This is a genomic window from Saccharopolyspora indica (assembly GCF_027853965.1).
GTDB classification, from domain to species: Bacteria; Actinomycetota; Actinomycetes; order Mycobacteriales; family Pseudonocardiaceae; genus Saccharopolyspora; species Saccharopolyspora indica.
In genome coordinates this window covers 21,082-41,558 of record NZ_JAQGLB010000034.1, presented here as the reverse complement: position 1 = coordinate 41,558, position 20,477 = coordinate 21,082, and the positions used below count along the sequence as shown (strand labels likewise).

At 74.1% G+C, this 20,477-nt stretch carries 18 protein-coding genes and 1 tRNA gene; 7 read left to right on the top strand and 12 right to left on the bottom strand.

The window, feature by feature from the left end; translation table 11 throughout:
- Positions 1 to 5 precede the first annotated feature (5 nt).
- From argC to OU416_RS38695, 4 genes are all read right to left on the bottom strand, one after another.
- A complete protein-coding gene (argC, locus tag OU416_RS38710) occupies positions 6 to 1,022 on the bottom strand; it encodes an N-acetyl-gamma-glutamyl-phosphate reductase (protein WP_270932071.1) in 1,017 nt (338 codons plus the stop codon).
- Positions 1,019 to 1,189 (bottom strand): lysine biosynthesis protein LysW, encoded by a 171-nt coding sequence (gene lysW / locus OU416_RS38705; RefSeq protein ID WP_270932070.1) that lies wholly within the window; start codon positions 1,187 to 1,189, stop codon positions 1,019 to 1,021. Before lysW ends, argC begins: the two co-directional genes overlap by 4 nt.
- 105 nt (positions 1,190 to 1,294) lie before the next feature.
- Positions 1,295 to 2,299, bottom strand: coding sequence for a BtrH N-terminal domain-containing protein (locus tag OU416_RS38700; protein WP_270932069.1), 1,005 nt, complete (start codon positions 2,297 to 2,299; stop codon positions 1,295 to 1,297).
- Complete coding sequence (locus OU416_RS38695; protein WP_270932068.1) at positions 2,289 to 2,864, bottom strand: hypothetical protein; 576 nt, start codon at positions 2,862 to 2,864, stop codon at positions 2,289 to 2,291. The genes OU416_RS38700 and OU416_RS38695 overlap by 11 nt, the downstream gene beginning before the upstream one ends.
- Before the next feature lie 28 nt (positions 2,865 to 2,892).
- Here OU416_RS38695 and OU416_RS38690 point away from each other — a divergent pair, with 28 nt between their 5' ends.
- Entirely contained in the window at positions 2,893 to 3,711 is an 819-nt protein-coding gene (locus tag OU416_RS38690; protein ID WP_270932067.1) for a GNAT family N-acetyltransferase, read from the top strand.
- A 59-nt stretch (positions 3,712 to 3,770) separates the two neighbouring features.
- Here the strand turns inward: OU416_RS38690 and OU416_RS38685 are convergent, their stop codons facing one another.
- The 7 genes from OU416_RS38685 to OU416_RS38655 are packed head-to-tail and all read right to left on the bottom strand — an operon-like array spanning position 3,771 to position 9,939.
- Positions 3,771 to 4,748 carry a transketolase family protein gene (locus tag OU416_RS38685; RefSeq protein ID WP_270932066.1) on the bottom strand — a complete coding sequence of 326 codons (978 nt, stop codon included), beginning with the start codon at positions 4,746 to 4,748 and terminating at the stop codon, positions 3,771 to 3,773.
- A complete protein-coding gene (locus tag OU416_RS38680) occupies positions 4,745 to 5,542 on the bottom strand; it encodes a transketolase (protein ID WP_270932065.1) in 798 nt (265 codons plus the stop codon). The genes OU416_RS38685 and OU416_RS38680 overlap by 4 nt, the downstream gene beginning before the upstream one ends.
- Positions 5,539 to 6,891, bottom strand: coding sequence for a DegT/DnrJ/EryC1/StrS family aminotransferase (locus OU416_RS38675; protein ID WP_270932064.1), 1,353 nt, complete (start codon positions 6,889 to 6,891; stop codon positions 5,539 to 5,541). The genes OU416_RS38680 and OU416_RS38675 overlap by 4 nt, the downstream gene beginning before the upstream one ends.
- Positions 6,884 to 7,213 carry a hypothetical protein gene (locus OU416_RS38670; RefSeq protein ID WP_270932063.1) on the bottom strand — a complete coding sequence of 110 codons (330 nt, stop codon included), beginning with the start codon at positions 7,211 to 7,213 and terminating at the stop codon, positions 6,884 to 6,886. The genes OU416_RS38675 and OU416_RS38670 overlap by 8 nt, the downstream gene beginning before the upstream one ends.
- Positions 7,210 to 8,082 (bottom strand): lysine biosynthesis protein LysX, encoded by an 873-nt coding sequence (gene lysX / locus OU416_RS38665; protein WP_270932081.1) that lies wholly within the window; start codon positions 8,080 to 8,082, stop codon positions 7,210 to 7,212. Before lysX ends, OU416_RS38670 begins: the two co-directional genes overlap by 4 nt.
- Positions 8,083 to 8,084: 2 nt before the next feature.
- Positions 8,085 to 9,191: a [LysW]-lysine hydrolase gene (locus OU416_RS38660; protein ID WP_270932062.1), complete on the bottom strand. Its 1,107-nt coding sequence runs from the start codon at positions 9,189 to 9,191 to the stop codon at positions 8,085 to 8,087.
- A 4-nt stretch (positions 9,192 to 9,195) separates the two neighbouring features.
- Positions 9,196 to 9,939 carry a 2OG-Fe dioxygenase family protein gene (locus OU416_RS38655; protein WP_270932061.1) on the bottom strand — a complete coding sequence of 248 codons (744 nt, stop codon included), beginning with the start codon at positions 9,937 to 9,939 and terminating at the stop codon, positions 9,196 to 9,198.
- A gap of 227 nt (positions 9,940 to 10,166) precedes the next feature.
- On the opposite strand from OU416_RS38655, the gene OU416_RS38650 reads away from it, so the two are divergent.
- From OU416_RS38650 to OU416_RS38625, 6 genes are all read left to right on the top strand, one after another.
- Entirely contained in the window at positions 10,167 to 14,138 is a 3,972-nt protein-coding gene (locus OU416_RS38650) for an amino acid adenylation domain-containing protein (RefSeq protein ID WP_270932060.1), read from the top strand.
- A 203-nt stretch (positions 14,139 to 14,341) separates the two neighbouring features.
- Positions 14,342 to 15,388 (top strand): helix-turn-helix transcriptional regulator, encoded by a 1,047-nt coding sequence (locus tag OU416_RS38645; protein WP_270932059.1) that lies wholly within the window; start codon positions 14,342 to 14,344, stop codon positions 15,386 to 15,388.
- 266 nt (positions 15,389 to 15,654) lie between these two features.
- On the top strand, positions 15,655 to 15,795 hold the full coding sequence (locus OU416_RS38640) for a hypothetical protein (RefSeq protein ID WP_270932058.1): 141 nt from the start codon (positions 15,655 to 15,657) through the stop codon (positions 15,793 to 15,795).
- 137 nt (positions 15,796 to 15,932) lie between these two features.
- Complete coding sequence (locus tag OU416_RS38635) at positions 15,933 to 17,195, top strand: PLP-dependent aminotransferase family protein (protein ID WP_270932057.1); 1,263 nt, start codon at positions 15,933 to 15,935, stop codon at positions 17,193 to 17,195.
- 35 nt (positions 17,196 to 17,230) lie between these two features.
- Positions 17,231 to 17,443 carry an MbtH family protein gene (locus OU416_RS38630; protein WP_270932056.1) on the top strand — a complete coding sequence of 71 codons (213 nt, stop codon included), beginning with the start codon at positions 17,231 to 17,233 and terminating at the stop codon, positions 17,441 to 17,443.
- Positions 17,444 to 17,476: 33 nt separating this feature from the next.
- The gene (locus OU416_RS38625; RefSeq protein ID WP_270932055.1) at positions 17,477 to 20,071 is read left to right on the top strand and encodes a helix-turn-helix transcriptional regulator; all 2,595 of its coding nucleotides are present in this window, start codon (positions 17,477 to 17,479) and stop codon (positions 20,069 to 20,071) included.
- 311 nt (positions 20,072 to 20,382) lie between these two features.
- Here the strand turns inward: OU416_RS38625 and OU416_RS38620 are convergent.
- Positions 20,383 to 20,455: transfer RNA gene (locus tag OU416_RS38620), tRNA-Ala, on the bottom strand.
- Positions 20,456 to 20,477 lie beyond the last annotated feature (22 nt).

The window sequence follows — 20,477 nt, the reverse complement described above, 5'->3', positions numbered from 1 at the left end:
GCGGATCAGACGGGGTGCAGGCCCGGGAAGCCGAGGCCCAGGCGCTCGTCCCAGCCCATCCGGATGTTCAGGCTCTGCACCGCGTTGCCCGAGCCGCCCTTGACCAGGTTGTCCAGGGCACCGATGACCAGCAGCTCGCGGGTGTCCGCGTCGAGGGCGAAGCCGACGTCGCAGAAGTTGGAGCCGAGCAGGATCTTCGGTTCGGGCAGGCGGTAGTTGCCGCGCTTCTGGGCCACCACCCGCACGAACGGCTCGTCGGCGTACGCGGCGCGGTAGGCCTTGCGGATGTCGGTCTCGGTGACGCCCTCCCGCACCTGCGTGCGGCAGAGCACCTGCACCCCGCGCACCGCGTCCACGCCGGTGGCGGTCATGCGCACGGTCAGGCCGGTGGCCTGGCCGATCTCGGCCTGGTGCCGGTGGCCGAGCGGGGCGAACACGCGGAGCACGTTGGCGCGTTCGGCGTGCAGGTTCATCTCGCCCGCCGAGGCGCCGGAGCCGCTGGAGCCGACTCGTCCGTCCACTGTGACCGGTCCGTCGACGAGCTCGGCGAGCGGGCGCAGGCCGAGGATGCCCGCGGTGGCCATGCAGCCGGGCACGGACACCAGGTCCGCGGTGCGCAGGGCCGTCCGGTCGACCTCGGGCAGGCCGCGGGTGGCGGTGCCGAGGACCTCCGGGGTCGGGTGCGCGCCGTAGTGCGCGGCGAACAGGGCCGGGTCGGTGAGGCGGAGGTCGGAGCTGAGGTCGAAGACCAGCTTGGCCCGGCTCGCCTGGGCGGCCCGCCGGGCCGGGTCGTCGAGGCCGGAGCTGGCGAAGAAGACCGCGTCGCAGTCGGGCAGGGCGTCGGGGTCGCTGTAGGTGAGGTCGGTGAGGCCGCGCAGGTTCGGGTGGCTGCCGTCCACCCGCCTGCCGGCGAGCCGGGCGGAGGTGCTGGCCACCAGCTCCACCTCGGGGTGCCCGAGGAGGAGCCGGAGGAGTTCACCTCCGATGTACCCGGCTCCACCGACGATCGCGGCGCGAATCACTCGCCCCAGTCCTCCTCGGCCTCGGGCGCGACCGCGATGATCAGCGGGTCGACGGAGACGACCTCCAGCTCGCCCGCGCATTCACCGCATTCGATGATCTCGTTGAGTTCCGGAGCATCGGCGACGGACACGTCCGCCGCGCATTCCGGGCAAGCCTGAACGCTCACTTCAGCATTCCTCCCGCATCGTCCGCCGACGAATTCGGCGGATTGAGGACCAGACGGAATTAGAATGGCGGAAACGGGGCCCCGGCCGGGAGTAGGGGAAATCCCCTACCCGAGCACGCGCTCGATCTCGTCCAGCACGAGCTCGTGCTCGGCGAGCAGCCGCCGGGCGCGGCGGTGCAGCGACGGCACGGCCGCGGCGCGGTCGTCGCGGCAGGTGGCCACGGCGATGCGCAGGGCGGTCCAGTGGTGGGCGATCCGGTCGACCAGGCGCGCGCACTCCAGCAGGCGGTGGTCGTCGAAGCGCCGTCCCGCCAGCGCCAGGTACTCGGCGTGCAGGCCCGCGACGGCGAGCACCGGGCCGATGACCACGAACATCTCGTCGACCAGGCCGGGTTCGTCGGCCAGGGCGTCGATGTTGCCGGTCAGGAAGGTCCGCAGGCCGCTCAGGCCGCTGGTCGCCGGGTCGGCCGGATCGGTGAAGCCGCGCTGGTTCCCGGCGAGTACGTGCCGGAAGAAGTCCTGGTCGAAGGCGGGTTGCCCGTCCTCGACGGTGAGCTCCAGCCAGCGGTTGCCGATGGGGTTGGCGGTGAAGAACAGGTCGCGGTCGTGCTTGACCGGGTTGCCGGAGTCGCGGGCCGCGGTGAACTCGGCGAGCGGGATGGCGCCCTGGAACGCTGGCGGCACCGGGTCGGCGACCAGCACCTCCGCCGCCTCGTCGTCGAAGCCGTGGACGACGAGCAGGTGGTTGGTGTGCACGTCCCGGTGGGCGGGGCGGAACGGCAGGTGGAAGTTGTCCGCGGCCACCGCGACCGGCCGCCCGGCCAGCAGCTGCGCGCGCACCTCCAGCCAGCCGGTCTCGGCGTCGGCGGGGGTGTGCCAGCGGGAGCTGATCCGGTGGTGCGGGGCCAGCCCGCTGAACAGCGACTCGGCCGCGCCGGGCAGGTAGTACTCCTCCCGCCGCAGGTCACCGGGGTAGTGGAAGCCCCACCCGGCGCCGAGCACCTCGACCGGGTCCAGGCCGTGGTGGTCCAGCAGCACACCGGCGGTGGTGTGCAGGCAGTGCCCGAGGTCGTGCCGCCAGTAGCGGACGGGGGCCAGCTCAACTCGCACGACGGGCCTCCAGGTCGGTGCTGAGGGTCAGGGCGAAGACGTGCATCGCGGGGTTGTCCGGCAGCCGCACCGCGGTGATCTCCCCGGGCACGGTGACCGGGACGCGCTGCTGCCAGATCGAGGGGGCGTGCGAGCGGTGCGTGTGCCGCGGGTAGCGCATCGCCGACGTGCGGAAGGCCAGCGGCTCGCCGAACCGGGCATCGGTCTGCGGCCAGAAGTCGGACATGCGCAGCCACTCCTCGCGCACGGTGCCGTCCCGGTAGTGCAGCAGCACCTGGTCCTCGGTCCGCCGCTCGGCCGCGCCGAGGAGGTGCAGCCAGTCGTACTCCCCGGGCGGCACCTCCACGAGCTGGCCCCGGCACCGGATGTTGTCCCCGCCGGGCGCGGGCCGGGCGGGGAACTCGAAGGGGACGCCGGCGACCGGTACGAGGCCGCCCGGCTCGGGCAGCTCCTCGGCCGGGAAGGTGTTGGACCAGACGTTGAACCCGTATTCCCCCTCGGTTCCCGGTGGTTGTATTCCGCGGTTGTCGCAGAGCGCGGAAATGTCGACGACGGTGTTCTTCATGCCATCACACTCGCGTATGTTGTCGGTCATGACTTCGCTGGAAGAAAAGACCAGCCAATTCGAAATCACAGCGGTCGAATCGCTTTCCGATGAGCTGGCCGAGACCATTTCCCGGATCACGTCGGCGGCCTACGCCGCGGGCGACCTGGTTCCGGGCCTGCCGACCGCCGACGGGGCGTCGAGCACCCCGGAGCAGGTCCGCGCGGACCTGGCTGCCGGGCTGCGGCTGTGGGTGGCCACCGCGGACGGCGAGGTCGCGGGCGCGGTCCGCGCGGCCGTCGGCGAGACCTGGGAGGTCCGCCGCCTGGCCGTCGCGCCCTGGGTGCGCCGGGCGGGCACCGGCCGGGCCCTGCTGCGGAGCCTGGAGGGCGCGGCCCGCGCGGAGGCCGCGCGCGGGGTGGTGCTGGACGCGGTGGTCGAGCGCGGCAACCCGGCGTTCTACGCCCGCGTCGGCTACCGGACGGTGCGGCACTTCCCCGCCGGGGACAAGCCGCTGTCCGAGGTGCACATGGTGCGCGACCTCGCGGACCCGCTGCCGTACCCGGAGGCCGGGGACGTCGCCGAGGGCGTGGCGGTGACGTGGTGGGACACCGGCTCGGGCACGGCGGCGAGCGTGACCGAGGGCGTTCCCTCGCACCGCGAGCACCTCCTGGGCGCCGACCTGTGGCCCGGCGCCGGACCCGAGGAGCTGGCAGCGGTGCGGGAAACCCTTGCCGCGCAAGCCGGTTCGCCCGATCTGCGCTTCGACCGCCCGGCTCGCGAGATCCCCGCGTTCGCGATGCCCCGCACCGCGCACCCGGAGCTGCTGGCCTGGTGGCGCCTGCCCGGCGTGCGCGGCCAGGCCTGAACGCGCGGACGTGGCGCTCCCCCGCCGACCCCGGGCGGAACGCCACGTCCGGCCGACCGTCACCAGCCGCCGACCGCCAGCGCGGCCTCGGCGATGCGCTCCGGGCAGACCCCGGCGTGCACCAGCAGCTCGCGCTCGTCGGCGACGTGGTCGAAGTAGGCGTCCGGCAGCCCGATGCGGCGCACCGGGCACGGCCGCTCCTCCGACACCACCTCGCACACCGCCGCCCCGAGCCCGCCGACGACCACGTGGTCCTCGACGGTGACGATGCCCGCGGTCTCGGCGGCCGCGCGGACCAGCGCCGCCCGGTCGATCGGCTTGACGGTGTGCATGTTCAGCACCCGGGCCCCGATCCCCCGCCGCGCCAGGATCTCCGCCGCCTCCAGGGCCATGTGGACCGGGTGGGCGCCGGTGGCCACGATCGTCACGTCGTCGCCCGAGCGCAACCAGCGCGCCTCGCCCAGCACGAACTCGTACGGCTCGGTGTTCACCAGCGGTGTGGCCCCGCGCCCCAGCCGCACGTACAGCGGACCCGGGAGGTCCACGGTGGACCGGATCACGCACTCGGTCTCGGCCGCGTCGCTGGGCACCACCACCGTCATGTTCGGGAAGGTGCGCATGATCGCGACGTCGTCCAGGGAGTGGTGCGTGGGCCCGTACGGTCCGGCGGAGACTCCCGAGTGGGTGACCACGATGCGCACCGGCAGGTTGTTGCCCGCGATGTCCACCTTCACCTGCTCGCAGGCCCGCGCCGCGGCGAACCCGGCGATCGTGTTGGCGTACGGCAGGAACCCGGTGTCGGCCAGGCCCGCCGAGACGCTCATCAGGTTGGCCTCGGCGATGCCGACGTTGACGTACTGCTCGGGCAGCGGCGCGCCGAAGACGTCCTCCAGCCCGCCCATGTCGGAGTCCACGCAGAACAGCCGGGGATCGGTGGCGGCCAGCTCGGCCAGCACCCGCCGGTACACCTCGCGGGAGGAGGCCGAGTAGCGCTCCGCCCAGGTGGGCGCGGCGGTCTCGAGCTCAGCAGTGGTCATGACGGCCTCGTCGACTTCAGGCCAGCCACGGCGCGCTGGTACAGGCGCGGCGTCAGCTGGACGGAGTGGCTCTTCTTCTTGTCCTCGAACAGCGGCACGCCCTTGCCCTTGACCGTGTTCGCGATGACCACGACCGGTTTGCCGGTGGGCAGGTCGGCGAACACCGCGCGCAGCGCGGCCAGGTCGTGCCCGTCCACCTCGACGGCGTGCCAGCCGAAGGTGCGCCAGCGCTCGGCCAGCGGCTCCAGGCCGGTGGTGGGCCCGGTGATCTGCAACCCGTTGCGGTCCACGACCGCGATGAGGTTGTCCAGCTGCTGGGTGCCCGCGAACATCGCGGCCTCCCACACCGAACCCTCCTGCAGCTCGCCGTCGCCGAGCAGCACGAACGTGCGGCTGTCCCGGCCGGTGCGCCGCAGCCCGAGCGCGACCCCGGCGCCGAGGGAGAGGCCGTGCCCGAGCGAGCCGCTGGGGAACTCCACCCCGGGCAAGCGGCGCAGCGGGTGCCCGGCCAGCCGGCTGCCCTCCCGCGCGTAGGTGGCCAGCTCCTCCTCGGCCAGGTAGCCGCGCTCGACGAGCGCGCCGTACAGCGCGGCGCTGGCGTGGCCCTTGCTGAGGACGAACCGGTCCCGCCCGTCCCACCGGGGATCCTCCGGCCGCAGCCGCAGGACCTCGGTGAACAGCAGGGTCAGCACGTCCGCGCAGGACAGGCTGCCTCCGATGTGCGTGCCGTGCGCGCCCGTGCCCATCTTGAGCACGCGTTCGCGCACGCGGTAGGCCGCGGCCTCGGCGCTCATGCGCTCGCCTCCATCGTCATCGCCGCGTGCCACGGCGGCCGGTAGTCCATGCTGCGCGCGACCGGTGCCAGCGAGTCCAGGTTGGCCCAGACCTTGGCGAAGGCGTCGGCGAAGCGCAGCAGCAGCGGCGCGGACGCCGGGTTGAGGTGCACGCGCTGCAGGGTCAGCGAGTCCTCGATGACCGCCAGGCTGACCGGGTGGTCGTCGATCCGGTAGCTGACCGGCGCGGCCCCGGGCAGCCGCCACGGGTAGCCGCCGAGCCCGGCGAGCCGCTGGAACGCCTGCTGCCCCGGCAGCGGCACCACCTGGTACGGCTGCACCGGCACGCCCTCGGCCTTCAGCGCCCGCGCGAGCACGGCCCGGAAGGCGCCCGGGTGCACGTCGGGCAGGCCCGCCGCGGCCGGGTCGAAGCGCAGCCGCAGGATGTGCCAGGCGTGCGTGCGATCGGCCGGGCAGTGCGGGGTGGTGATGCCGGGCAGCTGCGCGAGCCGGTCCAGGAACGCCCGGACGCCCCGGTCCCGCGCGGCCTGATTGGCGTCCAAAGTGGACAGCTGCGCTCGGGTGAACGCCGCCTGCACGCCGGAGAGCTTCTCGTTGCCCGCGAGCACGCGCGAGATGTAGTCGCGGTCCTTGCCCGCGCGCAGGTCCTCGCCGAACTGCCGGTGCAGCACGACGCGCTCGTGGAGCTCCTCGTCGTCGGTGGTGACCAGGCCGCCCTCACCGCAGGTGGGCAGGTTCTTGACCACGTTGAGGCTGATCGCGTTGATGTCGCCGAAGGAGGCGACCTTGCGGCCCCGGTACTCCGCGCCCTGCGCCTGGGCGGCGTCCTCGACGAGGTGCAGCCCGTGCTTGTCGGCGAGCGCGCGCAGCGCGGTGAGGTCGCAGGGCAGCCCGTGCAGGTGCACCGCGATGATCGCGCGGGTGCGCGGGGTGATCGCGGCCTCGGCGGCGGCCGGGTCCACGGTGTAGGTGACCGGGTCGACGTCGACGAAGACCGGGACGAGCAGCCGCTGCACCACCGGGATGGCCGAGCCGATGAAGGTCAGCGCGGGCACCAGGACCTCGGCGCCGGGCTCCAGGCCGAGCGCGGCCAGGGACAGCTCCAGTGCGGCGGTGCCGTTCGCGACCGCCGCGCAGTACCGGACGCCGGTGTAGTCGGCCCAGTCGCGCTGCAACCCGGACACCGCGCCGCGGCCGCCGTCGTTGGAGGTGTACAGCCCGGCGTCGAAGACCCCGAGCACCGCCTCGCGCTCGGCCTCGGTGACCACCGGCCAGCCGGTGCGCTCCTTGGTGTTCTCGGACTTGGCCACCTCGCGCTTGCCGCCGAGCATGGCGAGCCTGTCAGCCATGGGACGCCCCCACTTCCGCACCGGCCGGGCTGATCAGGGACACCGAGCGGACGACCAGCTCCGGCGCGTCCGGCAGGCGCACGCCGAGCAGGACGTCCCGGCGCGGCACCGCGAGCCGGGTCCAGCCGGCGGTGCCGCCGGGCACCACGAGGATCTCGGGGTCCAGGCCGCCCGCGTAGTGCAGCCACGCGGTGTGCTCGTCGGCCACCGGCGCGTCGACCTCCAGGTGCAGCCAGTCGTAGACGCCTGCGGGCAGGTCGAGGACCTGGCCCCGGCTCGCCACCGGCCCGGCCAGCGCGAGCGGCGCGGTCCGGGGGCTCACCGCTGGCCCCACAGGTCGAGCTGGCCGAGCGCGTAGTCCAGGTAGGCGCCGACCAGGTCCACGCCCAGCACCTCGATCGCGCCGTGGAACTCGGGGGTGTGGTTGACCTCGTTGACGTACGCGGTGCCGTCGCGGTGCTGGATGACGTCGATGCCGAGCACGCCCTCGCCGACCGCGCGGGCGGTGTCCTGCAGCAGCTTCTCCAGCTCGTCGGTGAGCGGGCAGACCTCGGCCCGGCCGCCGCGGGCGGTGTTGGTGCGCCAGTGGTCGTGCACCTTGTAGATCGCGCCGATGACCTCGCCGCCGAAGACGTAGGCCTTGATGTCGCGGCCGGGCTTGTCGACGTACTCCTGCACGAAGGTGATCTGGTGCTGCGGCCCGGGGAAGGCGCCGCGGTGCTCGAGCACGACCTCGGCGTCCTCGTGGTCGCGCAGGCGGGCCATCAGCTTGCCCCAGGACCCGGTGAGCGGCTTGACCACGGCCGGGTAGCCGAAGTCGTCCATGTTGGACAGAGCGGCCTCGGGCACCAGGGTGGCCATGGCGCGGATGGTGGGCAGGCCGCCCTCGCGCAGCGCCAGCGTGGTGAGCAGCTTGTCCCCGCACAGGTCGATCAGCTGCGAGCTGTTCACCACGGGCACGCCCGCGTGCTCGAAGAGCTTGCTGACGTAGGAGTTCCGGGTGTGCGAGATCTCCCGGCTCAGCGCGCCCCGGTAGGGCACGGCCAGGTCCTGGCCCGTCTCCAGCCGCAGGGCCAGGGTGCGGGTGTCGACCTGGACGAAGTCGACGTCGCGGCGGCGCAGTTCGGCCAGCAGCAGCCGTTCCTCCAGCCGCACCCGCGAGGTGAGCACGGCCAGGGGCCGTTGGTCCATCGTCACGACGTGCTGCCTCCACTTCGGCTAGATCCGCCACCGGCGGTGGCGAGCTGGGGCCGCACCGAGGCCGCCAGGCGCGGGAGCGCGTCGGCGAGCACTTCGATGGCGGCGAGGTATTCGGGGATCCGGATGTGCTCGTCCGGGGTGTGGCAGAGCCGGGAGTCGCCGGGCCCGTAGGCCGCGACCGGGCACTGCCAGCTCGGCCCGACCACGTTCCAGTCGGCGGTGCCGAGCTTGAGCTTGGGCACCGGGCTGCCGCCCGCGGCGCGGATCGCCGCGGTCAGCGCCCGCACCACGGGGTCGGTGCGGGGCGAGCGCACGGCGGGCACGCTCTCGATCACGTGCACCCGGTGCGCGCCCGCCGCCTCGGCCAGCTCGTGCAGCTCGGCGGTGAAGGCCTCCGGGTCGAAGCCGATCGGGACCCGGCAGGAGACCTCCACCGAGGCGTTCTCCAGGTCACCGCGCAGGTCGACCACCGACGGCAGCGCCTGCTCGAACAGGGGCAGCTCGCCGGGGTAGCGCCGGGCCAGCCGGTCGCGCACGGTCTGCCACAGCTGCACGACCACCTCAGCGGCGGTCGCGGCGGCCGAGGAGGTGTGCGCGCTGGGCCGCACGACCTCCACCCGGAACCGGAAGACGCCCTTGTAGCCGATGCCCACGCGGTGCACCCCGCTCGGCTCGCCGATGACCAGCGCGTCCGGCCGGATGCCGGAGAGCAGCAGGTGGCGGGCACCGACCGAGGTGCGCTCCTCGTCCACCGCGCCGATCACGCGCACGCGCGCGGCGATGGTCTCGGCCACCCGCGCGGCGGCGCACACGAACGTCGCGAACGGTCCCTTCGCGTCGACCGAGCCGCGGCCGTGCAGCACCTCGCCGTCGGTGCGGACGGGCAGGTCGCCGGGCACGGTGTCGATGTGCCCGAGCAGCACGATCTCGGGACCGCCGCTGCCGACGACCCCGTGCACGTTGCCGACCGCGTCGACGTGCGCGTCGAAGCCCGCGGCCCGCATCCGGCCCGCGAGGAAGGCGGACACGGCCTGCTCCCCGCCGGAGACCGACGGGATCGCGATCGTGGAGCGGAGCAGCTCCACCTCGTCGGTGATCACTTCGCTACTCCGCCCCGGGTGCGTTGAGGTCGACGAGCAGCATGTCCCGGATGCCGTCCACCACCTCGGCCGCGCGGGTCGGGGAGACCTCGTGCATGACGCGGTTGTCGTCGACGAACATGGAGTCCAGCGGGTCGGTCAGGGTGAGGCTGACCGGCTCGCGCCGCTCGGGGTACACAGTGGACAGACCGCCGTCGCAGTCGTCGCGGCGCAGCAGGTGCATGCCGACGAACAGGTGCCCGTCGCGGTGGCGGCCCTCCGGGGTGGGCTTGCCGACCGCGCCGAGCGGGGCGATCACGCGGATCAGGTGGATGCCCACCGTCCACGACGTGCGGCCGGAGACCGCGCTGGCCAGCTGCGCGTCGAGGCCGACCAGGGCCCGCATGCCCGCGCCGAGCAGCACCTCCTCGCTGATCGGGGCGAAGGAGCGGTCCTTGCCCTGCCACAGCGGGATGACGTCCTGGCGGAAGGTGGCGTGCGGCAGCGGCGCGAACTGCACCCCCTGCTCGGTCACCTCCACCGCGAGCCGCCCGTACCGGCGGTAGCGGTACGTGCCGCCGTCGGCCAGCTCGGTGTCCAGGCACAGGTCGTTCCAGGCCCGCCGGAGGGAGCGGAAGTCCTCCCCCGTCATCAACGGGCGCAGGTCCTCCCGGCGCATCACCGTGTACCCGTCGCGGACCGTGAGGTCGGCGAACCGGTCCCGGTCCTTCTCAGTGAGACCACCCGTGGCTACGCCAAAGGCACTCATACACCCCTCCGCTGCACTCGAACTCGGTAGGAAGACTGGAGTCGGCGGCGCCGGTGACTGGTCGGCGCGGCCCTGGGGAATCGCTCGCCCGCTTCCGGGCAGGCCGACCGTCGCACGCCGACGCGCGTCCGGGCCTGTCGGTCATTACCCCGACTCCCGGGCGCGCGGGCCGGGGACGAAGCTCCGAGCTGGCTGAGTCCGGCACCGGAGAAGGGGCAGCGAAGGCGATGGCGGCAACCCGACAGGACCTGAAGCGACGACTGGCGGCGCTCTCGCCGGAGCAGCGGGCGAAGCTCCTCGCCGAGGTGCGGGACACCCGCAGGGACCAGGCGGCGGACGACCGCGTCCGCCGGGTACCGCGCACGGGGCCGCTGCCGCTGTCCTTCGCCCAGGAGCGCCTGTGGTTCTTCGACCGCGCCGCCCCCGGACTGGCCGTGTACAACACCCCTCTCGCCCTGCGGCTGCGCGGCGAGCTGGACGTGACCGCCCTCCAGCGCGCGCTGACCACGGTCGTCGGCAGGCACGAGATCCTGCGCACCCGCTACCTCAGCACCCCGGACGGGCCGCGCCAGCTGGCCGGGCCCGCCCCGGAGCTGGTGCCGCTGCCGGTGACCGACCTGACCGGCGAGCCGACGACCGCGCTGGTCGACTTCGCGGCGGCCGAGGGCACCCGGCCGATCGACCTGGCCACCGATCCCATGCTGCGCGCCGGCCTGGCCAGGGCCGCCGAGGACGACCACCTGCTGGTGCTGTGCACGCACCACATCTCCATCGACGCCGAGTCGGTGCCGGTCCTGCTCGGCGAGCTGGCGCAGGCCTACCTGGCGCACGAGGCCGGGCGCGAGCCGGAGCTGCCGGAACTGCCCGTGCAGTACGCCGACTACGCCTCCTGGCAGCGCAATCAGTCCACAGCGGACGGTCTGCGGTACTGGACCGAGCGGCTGGCGGACCTGCCGACGCTGGCCGTGCCGACCGACCGCCCCCGCCCCGCCGAGCCCACCTTCGCCGGGCGCGACCTGCACCACCTGCTGCCCGCCTCGCTGCACCGCGACCTGCTGGACCTGGCCGCCCGCACCGGCACCCGGATGCTGCCGGTGCTCACCGCGGGCCTGGCCGCGGTGCTGTCGGTGTACTCCGGGCAGCGCGACATCGCGCTGGGCTCGACCTTCGGCGGCCGCACCCGCACCGAGCTGGAGGGCCTCATCGGGTTCTTCACCAACTCGGTGGTGCTGCGCGTGTCCACCGACGGCGACCCCACTTTCCGGGAGCTCCTGGCCCGGGCGCACGAGACCGTGCTCGGCGCGCACAACCACCAGGACGTGCCCTTCGACGAGGTGGTGCGCGCGCTCCGCCCGGACCGCGACCCCGGCCGCAACCCGCTGTTCCAGATCTCGCTGTTCCAGACCGAGGCGGGCGACGACGAGGCCCGGTTCGGCTCGCTGACCATGTCCCCGGTCGCCTCGCCCGGCCGCACCGCCCGGTTCGACGCGGGCCTCGGGTTCGGGGAACGCGCGAACGCGGGCGGGATCGAGCTGAGCCTGGAGTACTCCACCGAGCTGTTCGACCAGGACCGCATGGTGCGCCTGCTGGACCACCTGGAACGCCTGCTCACCGCCGCCGTGGCCGATCCAGGCGCACGACTGTCCGAACTGGACCTGCTCGCCCCGGTCGAGCACCGGCTCCTGGCCGAGCGCAACGCGACCGCGGTCGAACGGCCGGAAGCCCTGCTGCCGCAACGGTTCGAGGCCCAGGTGCGGCGGACGCCGGACGCGGTCGCGGTGCTGGACGACGCAGGCGCCCTGACCTACGCCGAGCTGAACCGGCGGGCCAACCAGCTCGCCCGGCACCTGCGGGCGCGCGGCGCGGGCGCGGGGTCGGTGGTGGCCGTGGTGCTGCCCCGCTCGGTCGACCTGATGGTCGCGCTGCTCGGGGTGCTCAAAGCCGGAGCCGCCTACCTGCCCGTCGAGTCCGGCTACCCGGCCGAGCGGATCAGCCTGCTGGTCGACGACTCCCGCGCCGAGGTGGTGCTCACCGAGCTCCCGTCGCTCGACGGCCCCGGCGACGACCTGGACCTGGCGCCCCACCCGCGCACGGCCGCCTACCTGATCTACACCTCCGGTTCCACCGGGCGGCCCAAGGCCGTGGTGGTCGAGCACGCCTCCCTGGCGGCCTACCTCAGCGAGGCGGCGGCGCTGTACCCGGCGGCCGCGGGCGAGACGCTGGTGCACTCCTCGGTGGCCTTCGACATGCCCGTCACCAACCTGTTCACGCCGCTGATCACCGGCGGCCGGGTGCGCTTCGGGGACCTGGGCGAGCACACCGCGCGCCCGGACCTGCTCAAGATCACCCCGAGCCACCTGCGGCTGCTGGACGCCCTGCCGCACACCGCCTCCGACGCCCGCGACCTGGTCATCGGCGGCGAGGCCCTGGACGGCGCGGTGCTGCAGCGCTGGCGCGACCGGCACCCGGGCGCGCGGGTCGTCAACGAGTACGGGCCCACCGAAGCCACCGTGGGCTGCGTGGTGTTCGAGCTCGAACCCGGTGCTCCGGCGGTCACCGGCCCCGTCCCCATCGGCCGCCCCATCGGCAACACCCGGGTGCACGTGCTGGACGAGCATCTGCGGCCGGTGCCGGAAGGCGTGTGGGGTGAGCTGCACGTGGCGGGCGCGGGCCTGGCCCGCGGGTACTTCGACCGGCCCGGCCTGACCGCCGAGCGGTTCCTGCCCGATCCCTCCGGCCCGCCCGGATCCCGCATGTACCGCACCGGTGACCACGTGCGCTGGACCGCGGAAGGCCTGGCCTACGCCGGGCGGATCGACGAGCAGGTGAAGGTGCGGGGCTTCCGGATCGAGCTGGGCGAGGTCGAGGCCGCGCTGCGCGCCCTGCCCGGCGTGGCCGCCTCCGTGGTGGTGGCCCGCCGCGACGCCGCGGAGACCCGGCTCATCGGCTACGTCTCCGGTCCCGCCCCGGTCGACGAGGCGGAGGCCAAAGCCGCGCTGCGGGAACGGCTTCCCGAGCACCTCGTGCCCGCGCGGGTGCTGTGGCTGGCCCGGCTGCCGCTCAACCCCAACGGCAAGGTCGACCGCGCCGCGCTGCCCGCCCCGGACTCGACGGGGCACCAGCGGGCCCACGTCGAACCGGCCACCCCGGCCGAGCGCGCGCTCGCGGACGTGTGGGCCGAGGTCCTCGACCTCGACCGGGTGTCCGCGGCGGACGGCTTCTTCGACCTCGGGGGCAGCTCGCTCAGCGTGATCCGCGCGGTGGAGCTCGCCGCCCGGTCCGGGATCGCGGTGACCCCGCAGCAGTTCTTCCGCCACCCGACGCTCGCCGAGCTGGCGCGGGTCGTCGTGCTGGGCGAGGTCCCGGCCGCCGCCGACGCCACCGCGCCGGTGGTCGCGGTGAAGGAATCCGGCACCGGCGCACCGCTCTTCCTCGTGCACCCCGTCGGCGGCACCGCCCTGCCCTACCTGGCCCTCGGCGAGCACCTGCCGGAGCACCTGCCCGCGTACGGGCTGCAGGCCCCCGGGCTCGCGGGCGGCCCGGTGCTGGACGAGATGTCCGCGCTGGTGGACCGGCACCTCGCGACCGTGCGGGAGATCGCCCCGGCGGGCCCCTACCACCTGGCGGGCTGGTCCTCCGGCGGCTGGCTGGCGTTCGCCATGGCCACCGAGCTGGCCGCGCGGGGCGAGCAGGTCGGCCTGGTGGCGCTGCTGGACTCCAGGCCGCCCGGCGGACTGCCCGCCGGACTGGACGAGGCGGACGCGCTCGCCGAGTTCGTCGCGAGCTGCGGCCTGTCCACCGGCCTGCCCCCGGTCACCCTCGACCCGGCGGAGCTGCGCGCCCTGGCCGAGGCGGAGCGGTACGAGCACGCGGTGACCGCGCTGACCACGTCCGGCCAGGTCCGGCCGCGCGAGCGCCGGAGCGCGCTGGCCCGCGCGCGGGTCGCGGTCGCGGCCACCACGGCCGGGGCGCGCTGGCAGCCCGGCACCTACGCGGGCCGCGTGGACCTGCTGGTGGCCGAACCGCGCTCGACCGAGGAAGCGGCCGCGGGCTGGCAGCCCCACGTGCGCGGCCCGCTCACCGTCCGCCAGGTTCCCGGCGACCACCACGCGATGGTGCGCGCACCGCACGCCGCCGTCCTCGGCGCGACCCTCGGCGAACTGCTCGCCGACCACCGCACCCGCACCGGCCGGAGGTGACAATCGACGCACCCGTCCGCGAAAACCGGACAGCACCCGCATGCGACCTGGTTAAATTCCAGGTCAAGAGCGCGTGTGCTCTCCAGAAACCCCCGATCGCACAAGGCGCGCTACCGCAGTCTGCCCGAGAGGGCAAGATCCAGTTCTGGTCACCGCCAGAACCAGCTGTTTCCCCCGCCCGACGGTTACGCTGACTAACTACGATGATGATCAAGTTCGAGGGCGGCGCGGGGGTACCGGTGCACCAGGAGCTGGGTCCTGAGTCGGTGCGGCTGTACAAGATGGCGGTGGAGAACCCGGCGTGGCGCCGGGAGGACGCGCAGGCGGAGCTGGGGATCTCGGGCGAGCGGCTGGACGAGCTGGTCGCCACGCTGCGCGAGCGCACCCTGTTCCGGCGCTCCCTGGACCCCGAGCGCGAGTACGACGCGGTGGGCCCGGAGACCGCGGTGGCCGAGCTGCTGGCCGAGGAGGAGAAGCAGATCCGCCAGCGCCAGAACGAGATGGCCAAGGTGCGCGCCGAGATGCTGTCCCTGCTGCCCACCTACTTCGAGGCCCGGCAGTCCCGGCGGGCGGCCGAGGCGGTCGACGTCATCGAGGACATCGACATGGTGCGGCACCTGCTCGGCGACCGGGCCCGGCGGGTCAAGCACGAGCTGTGCATCGCCCACCCGGGCAGCGGCATGAGCGACGACGGCCTGGCCCGCAGCCTCGCCCTGGACCTGATGATGCTGGAGCGCGGCGTGGTCATGCGCTCGGTGCTCCAGCACTCCACCCGCCACCACGCCGCCACCCAGCGCTACGTCGGCGAGGTGCTGCGGCACGGCGCCCAGGTGCGCACGGTGCCGATCGTGCCGCGCCGCCTCATCGCCTTCGACCGCGAGGTCGCGTTCATCCCGCCGGAGACCGGCGATCCCGTGAAGGGCGCGGTGCTGGTGCAGGAACCGGGCGTGGTCGAGCACCTGCTGTCGAGCTTCGACCTCATGTGGCACAACGGGAGGCCGTTCCCGATCACCGAGGTCGGCGACAAGGACGCCGAGGTGGCCGACGACGCCGACCAGGCCCGCGACGAGATGGTGCGGGCGATCCTGGAGCAGATGGCCTCCGGCGCCAAGGACGAGATGATCGCGCGCCGGCTGGGCATCTCGGTGCGCACCTGCCGCCGCCACATCGCCACCATCACCGCCGATCTCGGCGCGGACAGCCGCTTCCAGGCCGGGGTGCTCGCCCAGCAGCGCGGCCTGCTCGACTGAGCCGAACCCCGCTGCTCCTTCCGGCGCACGCCCGTGCGGCATGTGCCGCCTCGGCCTGCCCGCAACCTTTCCCACCTGCGATTACGGTCCCGGTGGGAACTTGCTGCCAGGCCACTTCATGAACGTTCCAACCCCTGGCCCCGGCCCGCGGAATCGAGGAATGTAGTTACTGCCGGACCGAACGGCGGATGCGAAACAAAAGCGCCGACCCGGTCCGACTGGGAATTCACCGACCGCCCGATCCACCAGAGGAAGGAAACATCACCATGTCCAGCAACCGCGCCATTCGCCTTGCCGCCTCCGCCGCCTTCTTCGTCGTCGCCGGGCCGATGTCCCCCGCGTCCACGCAGGTCACCGCGCAGAGCGTGCAGCACGGCGTCCGTGGTGGCGGCGGCACGGACTGGTGATTCCGACCCACCTCCGCCCGAACTCTTTCCGATGAAGAATTCACCAGAAAAATTGGCAACAGCGTTAATGCCGCGCGACTTGCGTTCACACCTGCCTGATCAGGGCCGTGCCGACACGGCCGAAAAGAGGAGTCGGAATGCTTCTGGCCAATACCTCGTCCGTGTCGCGTCCCGAGGAGGCCGACCCCGAACTCGCCGCCGCGCTGCGCGCCGAATCGGGACCGCAGGACTCGGTGCTCGTGCTGGCCAGCTCGGCCAGCCTGCTCGACCCCACCGCGCTGGCCTGCCTCGCCGACCCGGCGCTGCAGACCGCTAGCGAGGACCTGCCGCACCGGCCGGCGCACGCGCAGCTGGAGGCCCTGGCCACCACCCGCGCGGTGCAGCTGTTCGGCGCCCGCTACGCCGACGTGCGGCCGGACTCCCCGGCCGCGGCGACCACCGTGGTGCTGGACGCGCTGCTGGAACCCGAGGACGTGGTGCTGGACCTGCGCCTGGCGCACGGCCCGCACTCGGCGCTGCGACGGCTGAGCACGCACCGCTGGGTGGGGCACGGGATGGGCGCGGACGGTCGCCTCGACCACGAGGAGGCCGCCGCCCTGGCCCGGGAGCACCGCCCGGCGGTGATCCTGTGCGGCGCGGGCAGCTACCCGAGGCACGTGGACTTCGCCCGCTTGCGCGCCCTGGCCGAGGAGGTCGACGCGCTGCTGGTGGCCGACATCGCTGCCGGTACGGGCCTGGTCGCGACCGGGCTCGCGCCGAGCCCGGTCGACCACGCGCACGTCACCGTCGCCAGCACGCACCAGCAGCTGGGCGGCCCGCACGGCGGCCTGGTGCTGTGCGGCCGCGACGCCGACCTGGTGCTGGACGGCAGCGCGCGCACCCTGGCCGAGCGGCTGCGCCGGGCGGGCGGGCACGCCACCGCGGCGGGCCGGCCGGCCACCGCGGCAAAGGCCCGGGTGCTCGGGCACGCGGGCGGCCCCGAGTTCCGCGTGCTGGCCGAGCGGATCCTCGCCGGCGCGGCCGTGCTGGCCGAGGAGCTGGTGCTGCGGGGCCGCACCCTGGTCTCCGGCGGCACCGACACCCAGCTGTGCGTGCTCGACCTGACCGGCACCGACCTGACCGGTGCGCTCGCCGAGCGCGTGCTCGCCGAGGCCGGGGTGGTCGGCACCCGCTGCCGCGTGCCCGCCGACGACCCCCGCGACGCCGACTGCGGCGGCATCGCCCTGTCCAGCACCGTGCTCGCCCAGCGCGGGTTCGGCGACGCGGAGGTCCGCGAGGTCGCCGCGCTGGTGGACGAGGCGTTGCGCGCCGTGCGCACCGAGGACCGGGGCGTGCTGGCCGTGGACGGCACGGTGCTGGCGGGCGTGCGTGCCGCGGCCCGCACCCTCACCCGCCCCTGATCACAACCGCTGAGAAACCACTTGTGAGGCAAGCGATGCAGGACACCGAGAACAAGAGCACGTACGCCGTCGTGGTCAACGACGAGGAGCAGTACTCGATCTGGCCGCAGGCCCGCGAGCTGCCCGCCGGGTGGCGCGCGGTCGGCGTGACCGGCAGCAAGGACGAATGCCTCGCGCACATCGACGAGGTGTGGACCGACATGCGCCCGCTGAGCCTGCGGCGCGCGATGACCGAGCAGGCCGGTTAAGCGACAGCTGCGGTTCCGGGAGGGGCGGCGAGGATGAACGACACGGCAACGCGGTTCGCCGGGAGGCGACGGGAGCTCACCGCGCTCACCGACGCGCTGGGCGGGCACGGGGCACGGCTGGTCGACCTCGTCGCCGAGCCCGGGATGGGCCGCAGCGCGCTGCTGGCCGAGTTCCTGCCGGCGGCGGCCGGGCACGAGGTGCTCGCCGCCGCCGGGGGCACCGGCGGCGCGCACCCCCGGTTGACGGCCGAGCGGCTGCGCGGCCCGCTGCCCGAGGTGCTGGTGGTCGACGACGTGCACCAGGCGAGCCCGGAGGTGGTGACCGCGCTGCGCGAGCTGCTGCGCACCCCGCCACCGGACCTGCTGCTGGTCCTCTCGCACCGCCCGCGCCAGTCCCCGACCCACCTGCTGGCCGCGCTGGGCACGGCCGCCACCACGTGGCGGACCACGCGGCTGGAGCTGCCGCCGCTGACCGCTGCGGAAACCGAATCGCTGCTGCCGGGCGCGCTGTGCGGGCGGCACCGCACCACCGCGCACGCCGACAGCGGCGGCAACCCGCGCTACCTCCGTCTGCTGCTGTCCTGGTGCGCGGGCCCGGACTGCGGCGGCGGCGAGCTGTTCGAGGAGGCCGCCGCACTGCCCGAGCAGGACGCGGCCGAGCTGCTGCTGGAGCTGGAGGCCCTGCCCGCGCGGGCCCTGCTGGTGGCCCGGGCGGCCGCGGTGGCGGGCCCGGACACCTACCTGGCCGCGGCGCTGGCCGGGCTGGACCACGCCGAACTTCTGTCCGAAGTGGACACCCTGGTGGCGGCGGACGTGCTGCGCCCGACGAACATCCCGGGCCGCTTCGCCTTCCGCCACCCTGCGCTGCGCGCGGTGACCTACGCCGCCTCCCCGGCGGGCTGGCGCCTGGGCGCGCACGCCCAGGCAGCGGAGTCCCTGCGCGAACGCGGCGCCTCCGCCGCAGGCTACGCCCGACACGTGGAACGCGCGGGCCAGGCCGGCCCGGCCGGTACCGCAACGCTGCTGGCGGCGGCCGACGAGCTGGCCGAGCGCGCCCCGGGCACGGCGGCCGGGTTCTACCGCGCGGCCCTGCGCGAGCTGCCGGAGGCCGAGGCACCGGCCCCGCTGCTGGCGCTGGCGCGCTGCGCGGTGGCCACGGGCGACCTGCGCGGCGGCGCGGAGGCCCTGTCCCGGCACGACGACCTGCCCTCGGCGGCGCCGGGCGCGGGCGCGGAGACCCGTGCCCTGCTGGCCCAGCACGCGGGCCGCTACACCCAGGCCCGCTCCCTGCTGCGCAAAGCGCTGTCCACCGTGGACTCCCCGCAGCTGCGCCTGCTCCTGGCCCAGACCTCGTTGTGGGACACCGGCTGGTACTTCTCCGACGACGCGCTGCTGACCGCGACGGGCAGCGGCGACCCGGCCCTGCAAGCCCTGGCGCTGGCGGTGCACGCGATCACCCGCCTGGCCAACGGCTCGGCGGGACCGGCGCAGCGCAGCGCCCGGGAGGCGGCCCGGGTGGCCGACCGCCAGGCGGGCGCGGACCTCGCGCGCACCCCGTCGGTCCTGACCAGCCTGGGCTGGGTGGAGACCCACCTGGAACAGCACTCGGCGGCCCTGCGCCACTTCACCCAGGGCCTGGCGCTGAGCCGGGCCTCGGGCCGCTGGCCCGCGATGATCCCGGCCCTGACCGGCCTGGCCACGGTCCACCTCCGCGAGGGCGACCTGCGCGCGGCGGCCGGCGCGGCCGACCAGGCGGTGAGCCTGTCGGAGCCCCCGGGCGCGGAAGACCTCCGGGCGATGGCCCTGACCGCCCGAGCCCAGGTGAGCCTGGCCCGCGGCGAAGTCCTGGCCGCGCTCGCGGACAGCCACCAGGCGGCCATCCTGGTCCCCCCGGACAGCCCGTGGTGGCGGCGGGCCCACCTGACCGCGGCGGCGGCCCACCTGCACGACGGCGACCCGGCCACGGCGGTCGCCCTGACCCTGGACGCGGCGGGCGGCGACACCCTGCTCGAGGTCCCGGCCTGGGACCACGTGACGGCGGGCAGCCAGCTGGCGCACGCGGAACTCCTGCTGGGCAACCCCGCCGAAGCCACCCTGTGGTCCAAGCGCGTGACCGAGTCGGCCCGAACCCTGGGCCTGCCGGCGCTCACGGCCCAGGCCGATCTCACGGCGGCCCGGGTAGCACAGGGCCCCGGCGAGGCCCTCGTCCACGCGACCGCGGCCCTGACTACCCCGAACCCGCTCCTGAAGGCCACGGCCCACACCCTGGCGGCCCAAGCCCTGACCAACCTCAACGAACACGCCAGAGCGGCCGACCACCGAGCGGCGGCTCAGGCCCTGACCACCCGCCACGGCACCACCCCGCTGCCCACAGCGACCCCGCCCCAGCAACCCCCGAACGAACAGCACGTGCTGAGCCAGCGCGAGTACGAGATCGCCACCCTGGTCAGCCAAGGCCGCACCAACCGCCAAATCGCCCGAGAACTGGACGTGAGCCACAAAACAGTGGAAACCCACCTCGGCCGAATCTTCACGAAGCTCGAAGTCTCCTCCCGAGCGGAGATCGCCAACATGGTCGGCCGAGCCACGATCAAACCCCGCCCCAAACGCACCAAGACCACAACCTGACGAACAGCCCCACCACGGCTCAACCAGCCGGAGACTCGAACCTCACCACCCCCGGCCGCAATCCGTCCTCAATGGCCAGTCCCGAGCCGAAACCCCACCACCACAACAAACGCGCGAAACACAAAAGCCCGCAAGCCCAACCACCGATGTCTTGGAGAAGCAGGCCGGGAACCCCACCCCACGCAAGGAGCCGACGAAACGCCACCACCGCACCGTGGGGGTCCGCGGGGGCTCGGCCCCCGCGATAAAAACGTGGAACGCAAAAAAGGCGAGCGCTCTCCGCGAGCACTCGCCTCCCACTGCGTGGAACGTGGAGCTGAGGGGAATCGAACCCCTGACCTTCTCGATGCGAACGAGACGCGCTACCAACTGCGCTACAGCCCCTTGCCTCGAGGACTTGCCTCTC

What these genes read in the sequence shown, in the direction of transcription:
- OU416_RS38695 (WP_270932068.1), bottom strand. Translation starts at nt 2,864, where the DNA reads ATGAAGAACACCGTCGTCGACATTTCCGCGCTCTGCGACAACCGCGGA.
- OU416_RS38690 (WP_270932067.1), top strand. Translation starts at nt 2,893, where the DNA reads ATGACTTCGCTGGAAGAAAAGACCAGCCAATTCGAAATCACAGCGGTC.
- OU416_RS38685 (WP_270932066.1), bottom strand. Translation starts at nt 4,748, where the DNA reads ATGACCACTGCTGAGCTCGAGACCGCCGCGCCCACCTGGGCGGAGCGC.
- OU416_RS38680 (WP_270932065.1), bottom strand. Translation starts at nt 5,542, where the DNA reads ATGAGCGCCGAGGCCGCGGCCTACCGCGTGCGCGAACGCGTGCTCAAG.
- OU416_RS38675 (WP_270932064.1), bottom strand. Translation starts at nt 6,891, where the DNA reads ATGGCTGACAGGCTCGCCATGCTCGGCGGCAAGCGCGAGGTGGCCAAG.
- lysX (WP_270932081.1), bottom strand. Translation starts at nt 8,082, where the DNA reads ATGGACCAACGGCCCCTGGCCGTGCTCACCTCGCGGGTGCGGCTGGAG.
- OU416_RS38655 (WP_270932061.1), bottom strand. Translation starts at nt 9,939, where the DNA reads ATGAGTGCCTTTGGCGTAGCCACGGGTGGTCTCACTGAGAAGGACCGG.
- OU416_RS38650 (WP_270932060.1), top strand. Translation starts at nt 10,167, where the DNA reads ATGGCGGCAACCCGACAGGACCTGAAGCGACGACTGGCGGCGCTCTCG.
- OU416_RS38645 (WP_270932059.1), top strand. Translation starts at nt 14,342, where the DNA reads ATGATGATCAAGTTCGAGGGCGGCGCGGGGGTACCGGTGCACCAGGAG.
- OU416_RS38640 (WP_270932058.1), top strand. Translation starts at nt 15,655, where the DNA reads ATGTCCAGCAACCGCGCCATTCGCCTTGCCGCCTCCGCCGCCTTCTTC.
- OU416_RS38635 (WP_270932057.1), top strand. Translation starts at nt 15,933, where the DNA reads ATGCTTCTGGCCAATACCTCGTCCGTGTCGCGTCCCGAGGAGGCCGAC.
- OU416_RS38630 (WP_270932056.1), top strand. Translation starts at nt 17,231, where the DNA reads ATGCAGGACACCGAGAACAAGAGCACGTACGCCGTCGTGGTCAACGAC.
- OU416_RS38625 (WP_270932055.1), top strand. Translation starts at nt 17,477, where the DNA reads ATGAACGACACGGCAACGCGGTTCGCCGGGAGGCGACGGGAGCTCACC.